Source organism: Pseudomonas glycinis (assembly GCF_054871425.1).
The window spans coordinates 105270-119694 of sequence record NZ_JBTYHF010000001.1 but is presented as its reverse complement, the minus strand read 5'-3'; the positions used below and the strand labels follow the sequence as shown (position 1 = coordinate 119694).

General features: G+C 58.4%; 17 protein-coding genes and 1 tRNA gene. 13 read left to right on the top strand and 5 right to left on the bottom strand.

Annotated elements, in window-relative coordinates; genetic code table 11:
• Positions 1–110: 110 nt before the first annotated feature.
• Positions 111–932 (bottom strand): c-type cytochrome, encoded by an 822-nt coding sequence (locus ACYSTU_RS00505; protein WP_264364826.1) that lies wholly within the window; start codon positions 930–932, stop codon positions 111–113.
• A gap of 577 nt (positions 933–1509) precedes the next feature.
• Here ACYSTU_RS00505 and ACYSTU_RS00500 point away from each other — a divergent pair.
• The 3 genes from ACYSTU_RS00500 to ACYSTU_RS00490 all read left to right on the top strand — a co-directional run bounded on the left by ACYSTU_RS00500 (position 1510) and on the right by ACYSTU_RS00490 (position 5705).
• Entirely contained in the window at positions 1510–2715 is a 1206-nt protein-coding gene (locus ACYSTU_RS00500) for an acetyl-CoA C-acetyltransferase (protein ID WP_130926306.1), read from the top strand.
• 24 nt (positions 2716–2739) lie between these two features.
• Entirely contained in the window at positions 2740–4884 is a 2145-nt protein-coding gene (locus tag ACYSTU_RS00495; protein ID WP_498994990.1) for a 3-hydroxyacyl-CoA dehydrogenase NAD-binding domain-containing protein, read from the top strand.
• A 92-nt stretch (positions 4885–4976) separates the two neighbouring features.
• A complete protein-coding gene (locus tag ACYSTU_RS00490) occupies positions 4977–5705 on the top strand; it encodes an amidotransferase (protein ID WP_130926308.1) in 729 nt (242 codons plus the stop codon).
• Between the two features lie 69 nt (positions 5706–5774).
• Here ACYSTU_RS00490 and ACYSTU_RS00485 read toward each other — a convergent pair whose 3' ends face one another.
• From ACYSTU_RS00485 to ACYSTU_RS00475, 3 genes are all read right to left on the bottom strand, one after another.
• Positions 5775–6746, bottom strand: coding sequence for a magnesium and cobalt transport protein CorA (locus ACYSTU_RS00485; protein WP_016773794.1), 972 nt, complete (start codon positions 6744–6746; stop codon positions 5775–5777).
• 132 nt (positions 6747–6878) lie between these two features.
• Entirely contained in the window at positions 6879–7601 is a 723-nt protein-coding gene (locus ACYSTU_RS00480) for a lysophospholipid acyltransferase family protein (protein ID WP_122747083.1), read from the bottom strand.
• Positions 7602–7822: 221 nt separating this feature from the next.
• Positions 7823–8512: a crotonase/enoyl-CoA hydratase family protein gene (locus tag ACYSTU_RS00475; protein WP_016773796.1), complete on the bottom strand. Its 690-nt coding sequence runs from the start codon at positions 8510–8512 to the stop codon at positions 7823–7825.
• A gap of 296 nt (positions 8513–8808) precedes the next feature.
• Between ACYSTU_RS00475 and ACYSTU_RS00470 the strand changes: the two genes are divergently transcribed.
• From ACYSTU_RS00470 to ACYSTU_RS00445, 6 genes are all read left to right on the top strand, one after another.
• Positions 8809–8898: transfer RNA gene (locus ACYSTU_RS00470), tRNA-Ser, on the top strand.
• A 420-nt stretch (positions 8899–9318) separates the two neighbouring features.
• Positions 9319–9573: a type II toxin-antitoxin system HicA family toxin gene (locus tag ACYSTU_RS00465; protein ID WP_071171559.1), complete on the top strand. Its 255-nt coding sequence runs from the start codon at positions 9319–9321 to the stop codon at positions 9571–9573.
• Positions 9570–9902, top strand: a complete 333-nt coding sequence (locus ACYSTU_RS00460; RefSeq protein WP_071171560.1) for a type II toxin-antitoxin system HicB family antitoxin — start codon at positions 9570–9572, stop codon at positions 9900–9902. Before ACYSTU_RS00465 ends, ACYSTU_RS00460 begins: the two co-directional genes overlap by 4 nt.
• Positions 9903–10039: 137 nt before the next feature.
• Positions 10040–10471, top strand: a complete 432-nt coding sequence (locus tag ACYSTU_RS00455) for a LexA family protein (protein WP_130901345.1) — start codon at positions 10040–10042, stop codon at positions 10469–10471.
• Positions 10458–11738, top strand: a complete 1281-nt coding sequence (locus ACYSTU_RS00450; protein ID WP_217879594.1) for a Y-family DNA polymerase — start codon at positions 10458–10460, stop codon at positions 11736–11738. The genes ACYSTU_RS00455 and ACYSTU_RS00450 overlap by 14 nt, the downstream gene beginning before the upstream one ends.
• A 68-nt stretch (positions 11739–11806) precedes the next feature.
• Positions 11807–12127, top strand: a complete 321-nt coding sequence (locus ACYSTU_RS00445) for a YbjQ family protein (RefSeq protein ID WP_498994977.1) — start codon at positions 11807–11809, stop codon at positions 12125–12127.
• A 57-nt stretch (positions 12128–12184) separates the two neighbouring features.
• On the opposite strand, the gene ACYSTU_RS00440 is transcribed toward ACYSTU_RS00445, so the two are convergent.
• Positions 12185–12463, bottom strand: coding sequence for a hypothetical protein (locus ACYSTU_RS00440; RefSeq protein ID WP_016773802.1), 279 nt, complete (start codon positions 12461–12463; stop codon positions 12185–12187).
• Between the two features lie 221 nt (positions 12464–12684).
• Between ACYSTU_RS00440 and ACYSTU_RS00435 the strand changes: the two genes are divergently transcribed.
• The 4 genes from ACYSTU_RS00435 to ACYSTU_RS00420 all read left to right on the top strand — a co-directional run bounded on the left by ACYSTU_RS00435 (position 12685) and on the right by ACYSTU_RS00420 (position 14386).
• On the top strand, positions 12685–12873 hold the full coding sequence (locus ACYSTU_RS00435) for a hypothetical protein (protein WP_137216214.1): 189 nt from the start codon (positions 12685–12687) through the stop codon (positions 12871–12873).
• A gap of 300 nt (positions 12874–13173) precedes the next feature.
• Positions 13174–13545: a hypothetical protein gene (locus ACYSTU_RS00430; protein ID WP_016773803.1), complete on the top strand. Its 372-nt coding sequence runs from the start codon at positions 13174–13176 to the stop codon at positions 13543–13545.
• A 135-nt stretch (positions 13546–13680) separates the two neighbouring features.
• Entirely contained in the window at positions 13681–14100 is a 420-nt protein-coding gene (locus ACYSTU_RS00425; protein ID WP_024012287.1) for a glycine zipper domain-containing protein, read from the top strand.
• A 118-nt stretch (positions 14101–14218) separates the two neighbouring features.
• Complete coding sequence (locus ACYSTU_RS00420; RefSeq protein ID WP_016773805.1) at positions 14219–14386, top strand: hypothetical protein; 168 nt, start codon at positions 14219–14221, stop codon at positions 14384–14386.
• The last annotated feature ends 39 nt before the right edge of the window (positions 14387–14425 follow it).

Here is a 14425-nt window from a genome sequence, read left to right as displayed (position 1 = left end):
CGCTATCGCTGGCAAGCCAGCTCCCACAGGATGACCGGTGATTCGAACTCTGCGCATACCCTGTGGGAGCTGGCTTGCCAGCGAAGAGGCCAGTAATAACACCCTAAGGCTTACGGCTTGGCTTTGCGCCCGGCCATGTGCTTGAGATAGCCCACCAGCATTTCCAGGTCTCCATCCGGCAACACCTGCGCGGAAAACCCCGGCATCTTCGCCTGCGGCCACTGACGCAAACTCTGCGGATCGCGGATGTAGCGCTTCAAGAAATCCGCCCCAAAATACTCGGTCGGGCTATACGGAATATTCAGATCCGGACCGAACTGCGCGTCTCCGGCACCATTCAACCGGTGACAGGCCAGACAGTTTTTCTGAAACAGGGCAAAACCCTTGTTCACCGGATCATCGGCCTTCAAGGCAGGATCGGGCAGCAGGGCAGGAAAGCGTTGGGCCACCGGAGCCATCAGCTTGATGCTGGCGACTTCGAACGGCCACTGTTCGGGGCTGATATTACCTGCCTGCGGATCGGTCCAGACCAGATAGAACGGCCCGGCGCTGTGCTTGCCGGCAGACAGCGGTGGCCACGGCCGCGCCGGGTCCTCGATTGCCAGCCATGCGCGTGCGCCGTCCTTGTTCAGCAAGGGCGCGGCGGCCAACTCTGCGGCAAAGCCATCCAGCGCCACCGCTTGCAAGTGATCCTCCGGCTTGACCCCCGTCAGCAATGCGGCCAGCGGCACCGCCTGATAGGTCATGTCCTTCTTGTAGGAAACATCATTGTTGATCGCGAGCGTTTGCAGCTGAGGATGCTTGAGCAGCTCTTCGGTCTGCCAGGTGCGGCTGTTTGCGCCCAACTGCAGATCCAGTTGTGCGGCAGACAAGGGCAAGCTCAGCAGCAAGGCACCGAGCGCAATGAGCGTTTTCAAATGATCGCCGTCCATGTCGTGGGAGTGCGCAAAGGTTGGCACAACCGCGCTGGCCCGGGTAGCGGGCCAGTCACATTTTCAGTGGCGATATACAGCACGCGACGTTTGAATCAGCCGATGACCTTGGTCAGATTCGGCAAGATCAACAACAGCGTCGTGGCGAAAAGAATGAGTCCTGCTTGACGTACTTTCGGTTGTTTGAACATGGCTTGACCGCCTTTATTGTTATTTCCTGATGCATGCCTGACTGCATATCCCTGACGGCACGCGTTGCACTTCCTGTTGGAGGACGCCCGTCTCGGCAAAACCCGACGACGATGGCGTACATCTTCACCTTAGAGCCCGCGTCTGCCTTCGCTTAGATCCATTTCATATGGAGTTCTTTGCAAAAGCTCTTAAAACGGCATGAGGCGTATTGCCAGCTTCTTTGCCGCCCGCTGGCTAGACAACTCGGTGACCTGAACCGGTTCACCTGATGTCGGATGACCGTCCGTCTGAGCGTGTGCGTCAAGCGCTTTGAGCAATGTGGTCATTGCTTGCCAGTCGGCGCAGGGCGAAAGTGAAGTGACAATAAATCAGGTTCGAGGACGTCATGACTGAAGCTTTGATTTTCGATGCGTTGCGCACCCCGCGTGGCAAAGGCAAGGCCGATGGCGCGCTGCACAGCGTGAAGCCGGTCAACCTGGTGGCCGGTTTGCTGAGCGCCTTGCAGGCGCGCACCGCGCTGGACACCAGTCAGGTCGATGATGTCGTCCTCGGCTGCGTCACGCCGATCGGCGATCAAGGCTCGGACATCGCCAAGACGGCGGTGCAAGTGGCCGACTGGGACGTCTGCGTCGCCGGTGTGCAGATCAACCGTTTCTGCGCTTCCGGTCTGGAAGCCGTCAATCTTGGCGCGATGAAAGTGCGCTCGGGCTTCGAGGATCTGGTGGTGGTTGGCGGCGTCGAGTCGATGTCGCGGGTGCCAATGGGCAGCGATGGCGGCGCCTGGGCGCTAGACCCGCAGACCAACCTGCACAGCCATTTCACCCCGCAAGGTGTTGGCGCCGATCTCATCGCTACCCTCGAAGGCTTCAGCCGGCAGGACGTCGATGCCTACGCGCTGCACTCGCAGCAAAAAGCCGCACGAGCGCGGGCCGACGGCTCCTTCAACAAGTCGCTGGTGCCAGTGCAGGATCAGAACGGCATCATCCTGCTTGATCACGATGAGTTCATCCGCGCCGAATCGACCCTCGAAGGCCTGGGCAAGCTCAAGCCAAGTTTCGAAATGATCGGGCAGATGGGCTTTGACGCCACGGCGCTGCGGGTCTACAGCCATGTCGAGCGGATCAACCATGTGCACACGCCGGGCAACAGTTCCGGCATTGTCGACGGTGCGGCGCTGATGCTCATCGGCTCCGAAGCCAAGGGCCGCGCGCTGGGGCTGCAGCCACGCGCGCGTATCGTCGCCACGGCCGTCACCAGCACAGATCCGACCATCATGCTCACCGGCCCGGCGCCGGCGACTCGCAAAGCGCTGGCCAAGGCCGGACTGCGCGTGCAGGACATCGATCTGTTCGAGGTCAACGAAGCGTTTGCTTCGGTGGTGTTGAAATTCATCAAGGACATGGCCGTCGATCCCGGCAAGGTCAACGTCAACGGCGGCTCGATCGCCATGGGCCACCCGCTGGGCGCCACCGGTTGCGCGATCCTCGGCACCCTGCTTGATGAACTGGAAGCGCGGCATCTGCGCTACGGCCTGGCGACGCTGTGTGTCGGCGGCGGCATGGGCATTGCCACCATCATCGAACGCCTCTGAGCCCCGACTTCAAGGAACCCTGTTATGAGCGAAGCCATTCGTTACGAAAAAGGCCAGGACGGTATCGTCGTGCTGACCATGGATATGCCGGGCCAGAGCGCCAACACCATGAACGCCGTGTACCGCGAGGCCATGGCCGCTTGCGTTGCCCGCTTGCTGGCCGAGAAAGACAGCATTGCCGGAGTGATCATCACCTCGGCGAAGAAAACCTTTTTTGCCGGCGGCGACCTCAATGAACTGATCAAGGTCGGCAAGCCCGAAGCCAAAGCTTTCTACGACATGGTGCTGACCCTCAAGGCGCAATTGCGCAGCCTGGAAACCCTCGGCAAACCGGTGGTCGCGGCGATCAACGGCGCTGCGCTGGGCGGCGGCTGGGAGATCTGTCTGGCCTGTCACCACCGCATTGGTGTTGATGACGCCTCGGTGCAACTCGGTCTACCGGAAGTGACCTTGGGTCTTTTGCCGGGCGGCGGCGGGGTGGTGCGCATGGTGCGCATGCTCGGCATCGAAAAAGCCCTGCCGTACTTGCTTGAAGGCAAAAAAGTGCGCCCGCAACAGGCGTTGCAGGCCGGGCTGATTGATGAATTGGCAGCGGATCGCGATGAGCTGCTGGCCAAGGCGCGCGCCTGGATTCTCGCCAATCCGGCGGCAGTGCAGCGCTGGGACGTCAAGGGTTACCAGATTCCCGGCGGTACGCCATCGAACCCGAAAGTGGCGCAGATGCTGGCGATTGCGCCGTCGATCCTGCGCGCGAAAACCCAAGGCACTCTGCCGGCGCCGGAGAAGATTCTGTGCGCGGCGGTGGAGGGCGCTCAGGTCGATTTCGACACCGCGCACCTGATCGAAACCCGCTACTTCACCGAGCTGACGACCGGGCAAATCTCGAAAAACCTGATCGGTACGTTCTGGTTCCAGTTGAACGAGATCAACGCCGGCGGTTCAAGACCGCAAGGTTTTGCGCCCTATAAAACCCGCAAAGTCGGTGTGCTCGGCGCCGGAATGATGGGCGCAGGCATCGCGTTCGTCAGCGCCTCGGCCGGTATCGAGGTCGTCCTCAAGGACATCAACCTTGCCGCTGCCGAGAAGGGCAAAGCGCATTCCGCAGCGCTACTGGACAAGAAAGTTGCCCGTGGCCAAATGACTGCCGAACAGCGTGAAGCGGTGCTGGCGCGAATCGTTGCGAGCGAAAGTGATGCCGATCTGGCCGGTTGCGATCTGATCATCGAAGCGGTGTTCGAGGATCGCCAACTCAAAGCCAGGGTGTCCGCCGCCGCGCAACAGGTGGTGGGCGGCGAAGCGGTGATTGCTTCCAATACGTCGACGCTGCCGATCACCGGTCTGGCGACGGCGGTGGCCGATCAAAGCAAATTCATCGGCCTGCATTTCTTCAGTCCGGTAGAAAAAATGCCGCTGGTGGAAATCATCAAAGGTGCGCAGACCAGCGCCGAAACTCTCGCTCGCGGTTTCGATTTCGTGCTGCAAATCAAGAAAACCCCGATCGTGGTCAACGACAGTCGCGGCTTCTTTACCTCGCGGGTGTTCGGCACGTTCACCAACGAGGGCATTGCCATGCTTGGCGAGGGCGTCAGTGCGCCGATGATCGAGACCGAAGCGCGCAAGGCCGGGATGCCGGTCGGGCCTCTGGCAATCTCCGACGAAGTTTCCCTCAGCCTGATGAGCCATATCCGTCAACAGACGGCCAAGGACCTACAGGCTGAAGGGAAACCGCTGATTGAGCACCCGGCCTTTGCCGTGATTGACTTGATGCTCAATGAATTCAAGCGACCGGGCAAAGCTGCCGGAGGCGGTTTTTATGAGTATCCAGCCGGTGCCCAGAAGCATTTATGGCCGGAGCTGAAAACGCGCTTCGAGAAGGCCGACGGACAGATCTCTGCGAAGGATGTGCGTGATCGGCTGTTGTTTGTGCAGGCCATCGAAACCGTGCGCTGTGTGGAGGAGGGCGTGCTGACCTCGACGGCGGATGCCAACGTCGGCTCGATCTTCGGCATCGGTTTCGCCGCATGGACCGGCGGGGCGCTGCAGTTCATCAACCAGTATGGCCTGAAGGACTTCATCGCCCGCGCGCAGTATCTGGCGGAACAATACGGCGAGCGCTTTACCCCGCCAGCGCTGCTGCTGGACAAAGCGGCGAAAGGTGAAATGTTCTAGGGCCAGCGAGCATTTCGGGGCTTGCCTTGGCCACGTGTTTCAAGGCAGGCTCTGGGGTGTTCATTATTCCCATCACGTGTCAGGTATTTTTTATGTCGCTGCGCATCTGCATTCTCGAAACCGACATCCTGCGGCCCGAATTGATTGACCAATATCAGGGCTATGGGCAGATGTTCCAGCGCCTGTTCTCGCAGCAACCGATCGCCGCTGAGTTCACTGTCTATAACGTGGTGAAGGGTGAGTATCCAAGCGACGACGAGATTTTCGATGCGTACCTGGTCACCGGCAGCAAAGCCGATTCGTTCGGTACGGATCCGTGGATCCAGACCCTCAAGACCTATCTTCTGAATCGCTACGAACGCGGCGACAAATTGCTCGGCGTGTGCTTTGGCCATCAATTGCTGGCGCTGCTGCTTGGTGGCAAGAGCGAGCGGGCCTCCCAGGGTTGGGGAGTCGGCACTCACAGCTATCAGCTGGCAGCCAAGGCGCCGTGGATGAGCCCGGTGCGCGAAGAGCTGACACTGCTGATCAGCCACCAGGATCAGGTCACCGAACTACCGGAAAACGCGACTGTGATCGCCTCCAGCGATTTCTGCCCGTTCGCGGCTTATCACATCAACGATCAAGTGCTGTGCTTCCAAGGCCATCCGGAATTCATTCACGATTACTCCCGCGCGCTGCTCGATCTGCGCCAGGAAGCGCTGGGCTCGCAGATTTACAGCAAAGGCATGGCGAGCCTAGAGCAGGAGCATCATGGCGCTACGGTTGCGGAGTGGATGATGCGCTTCGTGGCGCACAAACCGGAAGCGGCTCAACGCTAAAAGGGTCTGCTTCCACAATCCCTGTGGGAGCGAGCCTGCTCGCGAATATCCGGGGCAACGCGGTCCCGGCTACAGCCACCCGGACCGCTTGAAACTCGCCCACAAACTCACACACCCCACCGCAATAAACCCCAGCACTGCAAAATAACCGTAATGCCAGGTCAATTCCGGCATGTTCTGGAAATTCATCCCGTAAATTCCCGCCACCGCTGTCGGGAACGCCAGAATCGCCGCCCACGCTGCAAACTTGCGCTGCACCACGCTCTGCCGTGATGCCTCGAGCAACACGCCAATCTCGATGGTCTGGCTGGCAATGTCGGCCAGCGTGCTCAGATCTTCCATTTGCCGCGTCACGTGAATCTGCACATCGCGAAAGTACGGACGCATGTTCTTGTCGATGAACGGGAAACTGAGCTTTTGCAGCTCTTCGCCGATTTCCACCATCGGCGCCGCATATCGACGCAAGCGCACCACATCACGGCGCAAACCGTGCAGCTTCTGGATGTCACGCTCGTTGAGGGCGCTACACAAGACGTTGCGCTCCAGCTCATCGATCTCGGCGTGGATCGCTTCGCCCACCGGCTGATAGTTCTCGATAACGAAATCGAGCAGCGCATACAGGACGAAATCCTCCCCGTGCTCGAGCAACAAAGGGCGCGCTTCACAGCGTTGCCGCACATAGGCGTACGACGCGGAATGGCCGTTTCGTGCAGTGATGATGTAACCCCTGCCGGCGAAGATGTGCGTTTCGATAAATTGCAAGACGCCGTTTTCGCGAACCGGTGAGTAGGTGACGATAAACAGAGCGTCACCAAAGGTTTCCAGTTTCGGTCGGCTGTGTTTTTCCAGCGCATCTTCGATGGCCAATTCATGCAGATTAAATTGGCGTTGCAGGTTGGATAACTCCTGTGCGTCCGGTTCTTCCAGGCCGATCCACACGAAGTGGCCGGGTTTTGCCGCCCAGGCAGCACCTTCGTCCAGCGCAATATTGGTGACTTTCTTACCCTCGCTGTACACCGCAGCAGCAACAACTCGACCCATGGTGGTGATTCACTTCTTCTTGGCAGATGGCAGGGGAACAAGGCTTCAGCTTAGCCGTGTCGCTGCTTGAGAGTCAGTGAAACTTCTACAGTTCAGCCGGCAAAAGAAAACCCGCACAGGGCGGGTCTTGTTTCACGCGGCTTGCAGTTGCCGATCCATCGATTCGATGCACTCGCGCATCTGCTCGCGGCATCGCTCGATCAGCATGGGCATGTCGTCCATGGTCAATCCGACTGTAGGAATCGCCGGCAAGGAACGTATGAGAACGTTGCCGCTGCGCCAGCGATTCAGGCGCATGTGCTTTATATAGCTGCTCACGCACACCGGAACGATCGGCACGCCGGCGGCAATTGCCATCTGGAACGCGCCTTTCTTGAACGGCAACAAATCTTCACCGAGGTTGCGGGTGCCTTCCGGAAACACCCAGATCGAGGTGTCTTCATTCTGCAAGGTGTGGGTGGTCGTCAGCATCGACTGCCGCGCCTTGTGCGCATTGCCACGGTCGATCAACACATTGCCGGCCAGCCAGAACAACTGGCCGAACAACGGCACCCACTTCAGGCTTTTCTTGCCGATACACACGGTACGGCGGGGGACGACATTGCCGAACACGAACAGATCGTAGTTGGACTGATGGTTGGCGATGATCACGCAACTGTCGGGCTTGTTCATCAAGCCGTTGACCTCGGACCTGACCCGCAAACGCAAGATACACATCGCCGGCAAAGCGTAGAGGCGGGCGCAGAGTCGGCTGTTGTCCGGGTTGAACGGGCGGCACAGTCCAAGGATCACGCCGAGCACGCCGGCTAGAATAAAGTGCAGGCCCATCAACAACATACGAAACGCAAACAGCATTTTTGCAGGCCCATCGGGACAAAAGGTGGCGCAGTGTACGGATGTGCACTGTTTTCGGCAATTGCCGCTATAGAGTCCGGAGATGGCCGATGTTTAAGCGCATGTTTCAGTCTTGCCTGTCAGGCGCGTCCTAGAGCTTTCCGCGAATCTTCGACGTGTGACGTAAGAAAAAGCCCGACACGAGGGTCGGGCTATTCACTTACCGGCAGATCCTGGACGAGTCAGCCCAGATGTTGCTGATCCTGCAGGATGGCGTCGTCAAGAGTTTCCAGCAGTTGCTTGCGCACTTTCAGCTTGGTGTTCTTGTGCGCGAGCATGTTGATCTTCTTCAACTGCCGCGCGGCAGCCAGCGCGGCGCCCTGCAATTCTTCGGCAGCAACGACTTTGTCGAGGAAGCCCGCGTCCACCGCGCTTTGCGGATCGAACATCTCGCCATTGATCACGGAGCGATGGAAAGCCGAACGCCGCAAGCGATCACGCGCCAGCTCGATACCGGCGTGGTGCATGGTCATGCCGATCTGCACTTCGTTCAGGCCGATGCTGAACGGGCCGTCGACACCGATGCGGTAATCGGCGGACAACAGCAGGAAAGCGCCCTTGGCCACAGCGTGCCCCGGGCAAGCAACGATCACCGGGAACGGGTGAGAGAGTAGGCGGCGCGCCAATGTCGAACCGGCTGTCACCAGCGCAACGGCCTCCTTCGGGCCGGCGGTCATCACCTTCAGGTCATAACCACCGGAGAGAATCCCCGGCTGCCCGGTAATGATCACCACGGCGCGATCCGCCACCGCCTGATCCAGCGCCGCGTTAAACGCTGCAATCACATCCGGAGAAATCGCGTTGACCTTGCCATTGTTCAGGGTCAGGGTCGCGATACCGTCTTCGAGGTGGTAGGCAATCAACTCGCTCATGACGCTATTCCTTATTAGAAAGATGGGCAGACGTTACCCACCGCCGCAGGCCAGGTAAAGCGCCGTGACTGACCTGCCAGTCACCGTTTTGCGCTTCGGCCAGCGCGCCACGCGTGTTGCCCCCTATAAAGGAAGCGCGTCGATAACCTGAGATTGGCGGGTTTGCCATCGCTCCTCTCGGATGAAAGCATCGCGCTCTCTTAAGCGCATGAAAATTCTGAAAAAAAGTTTGCCATCGGAAAAGCTTTCGACTACATTAGCGCGCCTCGACAGACAGAACATGTCTGCAGAGATACGGTGAAGTGTCCGAGTGGCTTAAGGAGCACGCCTGGAAAGTGTGTATACAGGAAACTGTATCGAGAGTTCGAATCTCTCCTTCACCGCCAAATTTGAAACGACAAAACCCCTGAAAACGTTAAAGTTTTCAGGGGTTTTGTGTTTCTGGAAGCCAAAAAACGACTAATAAAACGAACCCGACTCAGTGTCGGTTTTTTTGTGTCTTGGATGGTGCGCCAAGAGCACAGCTCCCTCACCTTTTTCTCGCCAAAATATCTGTGCTATATCGCGGTTCCCCAATTCTGGTACTCGGAAAAGAACTCTGCCTGTCGGAAACGGAAAAGTCGCTCTTCCTCACACAACTCCGAGAATTTGCCTACAACCGCGCATTGAGTCTCTCGTTATCCTGATGCCGTACCAGTCTGCAGCGACTTCATCAGGAAATACGTTTCCCGCAGAAAGCAGACTTTCTCCTCGTAATTGTGGTTTGCCCCAGTTGCCCTACCAGCGCGGTATCATGATCTAATACCATGAACAACAAACAGCGCGGCACGCTCAAAGCTATTTTTTCAAGGCCGGTCCCGAATAACTTGGAGTGGGTGCGTATGGAATCGCTCTTCGGCGCAGTGGGCGCCCAGACCATTGAAGGCAATGGTTCAAGAGTGCGCTTTGAATTGAACGGTGTGGTGGTGACTTTTCACCGGCCCCACCCAGACAAAGAAGCAAAGCCCTATCAGGTGCGCGACGCTCGGGCTTTTCTTGAGCAAGCAGGAGTCATCCCGTGAACGTAATGAACTACAACGGCTATGCCGCCCGTATTGAATACAGTGACGAAGACGGCCTCTTCGTCGGCCATATTGCCGGTATCAAGGACGTCGTCGGATTCCATGGTGAGTCGGTCGCAGAGCTGCGGAACGCGTTCCAGGAGGCCGTGACTGATTATCTCGATACCTGCGCCAGGCTCGGTCGCGCACCGCAGAAACCCTATTCGGGGAATCTCAGCCTGCGCTTGGCGCCAGCGCTGCATGCGACGGTCGCTGTAAAGGCTCAGCTAGCCCATAAGAGCATCAATCAGTGGGTTGCAGACGTGCTCGATCGTGAGGTCCACGCGTAGTGGCGAAATCTGACTCTCAGTAGAAGTTGTACAAAACCCTGTCACCCGTCGAAATCTCCTACACGCCTCATTGACCCCCCGAACCGTCCCGAGTTTACTGTATACGCATACAGTAAATTCACTATCAGGTTCGTATCATGAGCGTCACCATCCTCGGCCCTTTGTCAGGCGCGGGCGAAAAGCTTGCGCTGTATTCGTTTCGGATTCCCGCCGGTTTTCCTTCGCCTGCGGCTGATCACATTGAAAAGCACATCTCTCTGGACGAGGTTTTTGATATTCGTGCGCCGCACGTTTATCTGGCGAAGATCGAAGGCGAGAGCATGCAGGACGCCGGGATATTTTGCGGTGATCTGGTGATCGTCGATCGCAGCCTGAATGCCGAGCACGGCGATATCGTCATCGCCGGTCTCAACTCCGAACCTGTCTGCAAGCGTCTGCATATGCGCGACAACACCGTCATCCTTCTTTCGGCCAACAGCAAATACCCGCCTCGCTATGTGATGGAAGGGGATGAGCTGGTGATCTGGGGTGTGGTGACTTACAGCGTGCGCGACCATGGCAAATCGTGAGCAGGTCTTCGCGCTGATCGATTGCAACAGCTTCTATGCCAGCTGCGAGCGAGTGTTCCGGCCCGATCTGGCGAAGACGCCGATTGTCGTGCTGAGCAATAACGATGGCTGCGTGATTGCGCGCAGTTATGACGCCAAGCCCTTTGTGAAAATGGGCGCGCCGTATTTCCAGATTCGCGATGATTTGCGCCGCCATGGCATTCAGGTGTTCAGCAGTAATTACGCCTTGTACGGCGACATGAGCGAGCGGGTGATGACGATCATCGAATCCATGGTGCCGGCGGTCGAGGTGTACAGCATTGATGAGGCGTTCGCCGATCTCAGCGGCATCCCTGGGGACCTGACCGCGTTTGGCCGCACCATCCGCTCTGCTGTTTATAAGCGCACCGGCATCCCGGTCGGCGTCGGCATCGCCCCCACGAAAACGCTGGCCAAGCTCGCCAACCACACTGCCAAACGCTTGCAAGCGCATACCGGCGGCGTGGTCGACATCTGCGATCCGTCCAAACGCGACTGGGTGCTGCGCAATACCGATGTCGGTGAAGTGTGGGGCGTCGGGCGGCGGATGAAAGCTCATCTGGAAAGCATGCAGATCAGAAGTGCGATGGAGCTGGCGAAGGCCGATCCGTGGACGCTGCGGCGCAAGTTCAGCGTGGTGATCGAGAAGACCGCGCGCGAACTGGGTGGCACATCCTGTCTGGAACTGTCGGAAACAGAACCGCCGAAGCAGGAAATTTGCAGCAGCCGCATGTTTGGCAACCGTTTGACTACCATCGAACCGATCAAGGAAGCCGTGGCGACTTATGTGCATCGAGCGGCGGAAAAGCTGCGTGCGCAGAATTCGCTGTGCAAGAAGATCCGCGTGAGTATCCGCACCGGCATGTTCAATCCGGAAGAGGCGAAGTACGCCAATGGCGCGCTGATCGAGTTGCCTTATCCGACCAATGATGTGCGATTGCTGAGCAAGGTGGCGAGCGAGGCGGTTGATCGATTGTTCCGGCCGGGCTTCAAGTACAGTAAGGCTGAAGTGTTATTGATGGATCTTCGGCAGCCCGGAGATTTTACCGAAGACTTGTTTGCCCAGTCGCAACCGCAGACGGCGGAGAAGGTGATGGGGGTGCTCGACCAGATCAATCAGCGCTGGGGGCATGGAACGTTGCGAGCGGGAAGTGTGCCGGCGGATCCGGCCTGGGGCATGCGGCGGGAGATGATGAGTTCGAGTTTTACGACGAAGCTGGATCAATTGTGGGTCGTTAAATCCAATTGAGGCACGGGCCAGATCTGGTGCCGCGTTACAATCGCTGCCTTCACTTATGCAGTAAAGGGACGACTTTCATGATCATTTCCACCACTCATTCCGTCGAGGGGCGGCAGATCACGGCCTATCTGGACATTGTCAGCGCCGAGTCTGTGCAGGGCGTCAACGTGATCCGCGATATGTTCGCCGGCATGCGCGACTTCTTTGGCGGGCGGTCGCAGACATTGGAGCGGGCTCTTAAAGAAGCACGCATTCAGGCCACCGACGAACTGAAGGATCGGGCGCGGGCATTGCAGGCTGATGCTGTGGTTGGCGTGGATTTTGAGATCAGCATGCCGGTAGGCAAGGGTGGCATGGTCGTGGTGTTTGTCAACGGAACGGCGGTGAAGCTGCGCTGATCATTGCTATGAAGACAAAGCCCACTCGCACGAGGAATGGGCTTTTTTCCGCGTCAATCAGCCCTGAGGCTTGAGCAACACAGCGCCTCTTGCGTCATAGGTCAGCGGTGTATCGATGGCAACGAGGGGCGGTGTCCCGTCAGGCTGCGCCGATGGTGCGGGCTCGCTGGGATGGTAGACGACGCCCGGCTGCAGAAGCGGTTTGTCCGGGTATTTGATGGTGATTTCACCCGAGGCGATCTTTTCCTTGAGTTTTTCCGCACCGGCCTTGCCGGCAGCGATCTGCTCGTCCGTGAGTTTTACGACTGGCATGTTCGGGAATCCATTGATCTGCATGATCTCTCCTTGAGATTCATTGGTAGGAATAAGGGCAGCGGCCGTTCGATGGAAATCTTTAGCGAGTGATCGCTCGCGACGCTTTTTTCCATTCGTCGGTGATCAGCCTTTCTGAACAGCAAGTCCAGTAGTGACCGGCTAGTCTCAAAAGCGCTGAGGGACGATATTTTCCAGGCAAAACTGTTTTGCCGGTGTCGGCCCGGTTGCGTAGGGGAGAGTCTATGTCAGGTCCATTTATCGAAGATGATGGCGCTGAGTTTTCATTCAACAACTGTGTGCGCTGCGGTCAGTCGGATTATCAGTCGGGGTTTGGCGAGGATCCGGTCAGCATCGGCAAAATCAAATCCACGGCCCCCAAAGGGCCGAAAGCGAAATTCCTGCCGAAGGTCACGGCAAGGACCAGAAAGTGATTTCATCCCGTACCCCGTCACTGAACGGGGTTTTTTATGTGCGCAAGAATGAGGGGGCGGGCGTTGACATTAATGTCGGTTTTTTTTCACAAACTTTTCACGTTGGCCAACGTAGTGTGAAGCCATCCGTTAGAAAGCAAGTCTCCAGCCCGTCTCCCCAGCGGGCTTTTTTTTGCCCGGCATAAAACCTTTTCCCTGATCGCGGTCCAATCGACGCTGTCGCCGGCGTCTGGACTTTCCTGCGCCGAGCGCATTAAATCCCGCTCCTTCTCGTCATCCCGTTTATTTGAGGTTTTCGTCATGCGTTTAACACTGCCTGCTCTGGTTCTTGGCCTTCTGGTTGCTCAAGGTGCAATGGCTGCCGGTGACGGCACCGCAGCGCTGGGCGGTGGCCTGGGTGGCGCGCTGGGTAACGTGGTCGGTCAGAAAATGGGCGGCAGCACCGGTGCCGCCATTGGTGCTGGCGTCGCGGGCGCAGCGGGCAGCGCAGTCGCCGCACGCAAGGGCAGCCGCACCAAAGCGGCGATCGGCGGCGGTGTCGGTGCAGCCGGTGGTTCGGTGATCGGCAACAGCCTGGGCGGCCGCAACGGCGCCACCATCGGTGCAGGTCTGGGCGGCGCGGCCGGCGGTGCCGTCGGCAGCAACCTGGGCAAAGGTCACAAGCGCCACTGAGACTGATGGCCTGTCAGAAGAAGCCCGACTCGATGTCGGGCTTTTTCATGGCTGAACGTTTCGTGCGAAATCATCTCCAATCTGCATACGCCCCGCTTGGGCGGACTGTCCCGATTCGGGAACTGCGAGGTTCATATGCGATTGTCATTATCTGCACTGTTTTTTGGCTTGGTCGTGGCGCAGGGCGCGATGGCGGCCGGAGACGGCACCGCTGCCGTAGGCGGTGGTCTCGGCGGTGCGCTGGGTAATGTGGTTGGCGGACAACTCGGCGGCAGCACGGGCGCAGCGGTCGGCGCTGGTGTTGGCGGCGCGGCGGGCAGTGCCGTCGGCGCGAACAAACGCAACCGCACCGAAGCCGCGATCGGCGGCGGTCTTGGCGCAGCAGGCGGCTCGGTCGTCGGCAACAGCCTCGGCGGCTCCACCGGCTCCGCCATCGGCGCGGGCCTGGGCGGCGCAGCAGGCGGCGCGGTAGGTAACAATCTTGGCGACGACGACGGCGGATCTCATTCCGGCGGCCACAAGCACAAGAACAAACACAAAAATAAACATCGCTGATTGATCAACGAAAACCCGGCCTGGCGCCGGGTTTTTCGTGTGTGGCCGTCAGGCAGAGGAACGATTGGCGATAGGGCTTTTCGAAAGTGATACATCCCACACGCTCAAGAGGTGCGCCATGACTCCTGAAACCGAAGGCAAAGAAGAGAAGGGCCCGAGTGGATTGCCGTTTATCAATGATCCGGGGAATGAAGATCCCGGCTCGCTGATGGATGATGCGACGGTGCCGTTGAATGATGCGGATGAGGCGGATATGGAGTATGAGGAGGATGGGGATGAGCAGTGAGAGTGTTCGTGGTGAATGGAGATTTTGAATATTGGTTTA

What these genes read in the sequence shown, in the direction of transcription:
- ACYSTU_RS00420 (WP_016773805.1), top strand. Translation starts at nt 14,219, where the DNA reads ATGACTCCTGAAACCGAAGGCAAAGAAGAGAAGGGCCCGAGTGGATTG.
- ACYSTU_RS00480 (WP_122747083.1), bottom strand. Translation starts at nt 7,601, where the DNA reads ATGCTGTTTGCGTTTCGTATGTTGTTGATGGGCCTGCACTTTATTCTA.
- ACYSTU_RS00485 (WP_016773794.1), bottom strand. Translation starts at nt 6,746, where the DNA reads ATGGGTCGAGTTGTTGCTGCTGCGGTGTACAGCGAGGGTAAGAAAGTC.
- ACYSTU_RS00425 (WP_024012287.1), top strand. Translation starts at nt 13,681, where the DNA reads ATGCGATTGTCATTATCTGCACTGTTTTTTGGCTTGGTCGTGGCGCAG.
- ACYSTU_RS00465 (WP_071171559.1), top strand. Translation starts at nt 9,319, where the DNA reads ATGAACAACAAACAGCGCGGCACGCTCAAAGCTATTTTTTCAAGGCCG.
- ACYSTU_RS00445 (WP_498994977.1), top strand. Translation starts at nt 11,807, where the DNA reads ATGATCATTTCCACCACTCATTCCGTCGAGGGGCGGCAGATCACGGCC.
- ACYSTU_RS00495 (WP_498994990.1), top strand. Translation starts at nt 2,740, where the DNA reads ATGAGCGAAGCCATTCGTTACGAAAAAGGCCAGGACGGTATCGTCGTG.
- ACYSTU_RS00455 (WP_130901345.1), top strand. Translation starts at nt 10,040, where the DNA reads ATGAGCGTCACCATCCTCGGCCCTTTGTCAGGCGCGGGCGAAAAGCTT.
- ACYSTU_RS00490 (WP_130926308.1), top strand. Translation starts at nt 4,977, where the DNA reads ATGTCGCTGCGCATCTGCATTCTCGAAACCGACATCCTGCGGCCCGAA.
- ACYSTU_RS00430 (WP_016773803.1), top strand. Translation starts at nt 13,174, where the DNA reads ATGCGTTTAACACTGCCTGCTCTGGTTCTTGGCCTTCTGGTTGCTCAA.
- ACYSTU_RS00500 (WP_130926306.1), top strand. Translation starts at nt 1,510, where the DNA reads ATGACTGAAGCTTTGATTTTCGATGCGTTGCGCACCCCGCGTGGCAAA.
- ACYSTU_RS00505 (WP_264364826.1), bottom strand. Translation starts at nt 932, where the DNA reads ATGGACGGCGATCATTTGAAAACGCTCATTGCGCTCGGTGCCTTGCTG.
- ACYSTU_RS00475 (WP_016773796.1), bottom strand. Translation starts at nt 8,512, where the DNA reads ATGAGCGAGTTGATTGCCTACCACCTCGAAGACGGTATCGCGACCCTG.
- ACYSTU_RS00450 (WP_217879594.1), top strand. Translation starts at nt 10,458, where the DNA reads ATGGCAAATCGTGAGCAGGTCTTCGCGCTGATCGATTGCAACAGCTTC.
- ACYSTU_RS00440 (WP_016773802.1), bottom strand. Translation starts at nt 12,463, where the DNA reads ATGCAGATCAATGGATTCCCGAACATGCCAGTCGTAAAACTCACGGAC.
- ACYSTU_RS00435 (WP_137216214.1), top strand. Translation starts at nt 12,685, where the DNA reads ATGTCAGGTCCATTTATCGAAGATGATGGCGCTGAGTTTTCATTCAAC.